Consider the following 1,488-nt stretch of genomic DNA (forward strand, 5'->3'; position numbering starts at 1 on the left):
CGGGTGGCCGGCGACCCCGACCGCGAGGTGCGCACCGTCGCGCTGTGCGGCGGCTCCGGCGACTTCCTGCTCGGACGCGCGGACGCCGCGGGCGCCGACGTCTACGTCACCTCCGACCTGCGCCACCACCCGGTGAGCGAGCACCTGGAGCGGCCCGGCGCCTGCGCGGTGATGGACGTGCCGCACTGGGCGGCCGAGTGGACCTGGCTGCCGGTCGCCGCGGCGCAGCTGGTCGCACGCCTGGGCGATACGGTGGAGGCGCACGTCTCGACGACCGTGACCGACCCCTGGACGTTCGTCCCCGCCCCGAGGAGCACACCCTGAAAGCCGACCCGTCCGCCCAGCTCGTCCTGCTCGACCTGCAGGCCCAGGACTCCCAGCTCGCCCAGCTGGCCCACCGCAAGGCGACGCTGCCCGAGATCGCGCGCATCGAGGAGCTGACCGCCCGCGCCAGCGAGCTGCACGGGCGTCGCGTGGAGGCCGAGACGGCCGTCGCCGACCTCACCCGCGACCAGAAGAAGGCCGACGCCGAGGTCGAGCAGGTCCGCACCCGGCGCCAGCGCGACGAGCAGCGGCTCAACAGCGGGGCGATCACCAACCCGAAGGACCTGGAGTCGCTCCAGCGCGAGCTCGCCGCCCTCGACCGCCGCATCGCGACGCTCGAGGACGAGGAGCTCGTCGTCATGGAGGACCTCGAGCGGGCGCAGGCCGTGCTCGACGACGTCCTGCGCGACGTGGCCGAGGTCGACGCCGCCCTGCAGCAGGCCCGCGAGGCCCGCGACGCATCTGCCGTCGGCATCGACCAGGACGTCACCGTGGCCACGACCGACCGCGGTGCGCTCGTCGAGCGCGTCCCCGACGACCTGCTGGCGCTCTACGACAAGCTGCGCGCCCAGTACGGCGGCGTCGGCGCCGGTGCCCTGCGCGCCCGCCGCTGCGAGGCGTGCCGCCTGGAGCTCAACAGCGCCGACCTGCGTGACATCGCCGCGGCCGGGGCCGACGAGGTCGTCCGCTGCCCCGAGTGCAGCCGCATCCTCGTCCGGACGTCCGAGTCGGGTCTGTGAGCGCCGCGCGGAGCGTCGTCGTCGAGGCCGACGGCGGGTCGCGCGGCAACCCCGGGCCGGCCGCCTACGGCGCGCTGGTCCGTGACGCGGTGACCGGCGAGGTGCTGGCCGACCGCGGCGAGACGATCGGCGTGGCCACCAACAACGTCGCCGAGTACCGCGGGCTGATCGCCGGCCTCGAGCTCGTCGCCGAGCACGCGCCGGACGCCGAGGTCGAGGTCCGCATGGACTCCAAGCTGGTCATCGAGCAGATGGCCGGCCGCTGGAAGATCAAGCACCCCGATATGAAGCCGCTGGCCACGCAGGCCCGCCAGCTGGCCCCGGCCGGCGTGCGCTGGACGTGGGTGCCGCGCGAGCGCAACAAGGCCGCCGACGCGCTGGCCAACGAGGCGATGGACCTCGAGGCCCGCACCGGACGTCCGGC

General features: G+C 75.0%; 3 protein-coding genes. All 3 read left to right on the plus strand.

Annotation, left to right across the window (positions count from 1 at the left end; translation table 11 throughout):
- Nucleotides 1–324, plus strand: a 324-nt coding sequence (locus tag AC2W7G_RS16105) for a Nif3-like dinuclear metal center hexameric protein (RefSeq protein WP_485869327.1), incomplete at its 5' end; no start/stop codon positions are given.
- A 35-nt stretch (nt 325–359) separates the two neighbouring features.
- Nucleotides 360–1,064, plus strand: a complete 705-nt coding sequence (locus tag AC2W7G_RS16110) for a zinc ribbon domain-containing protein (protein ID WP_485869329.1) — start codon at nt 360–362, stop codon at nt 1,062–1,064.
- A partial coding sequence (locus tag AC2W7G_RS16115; protein WP_485869328.1) for a reverse transcriptase-like protein occupies nt 1,061–1,488 on the plus strand: 428 nt, incomplete at its 3' end. The genes AC2W7G_RS16110 and AC2W7G_RS16115, both read left to right, overlap by 4 nt.

It is taken from the genome of Aeromicrobium sp. PFPM2_SD2 (genome assembly GCF_057364525.1).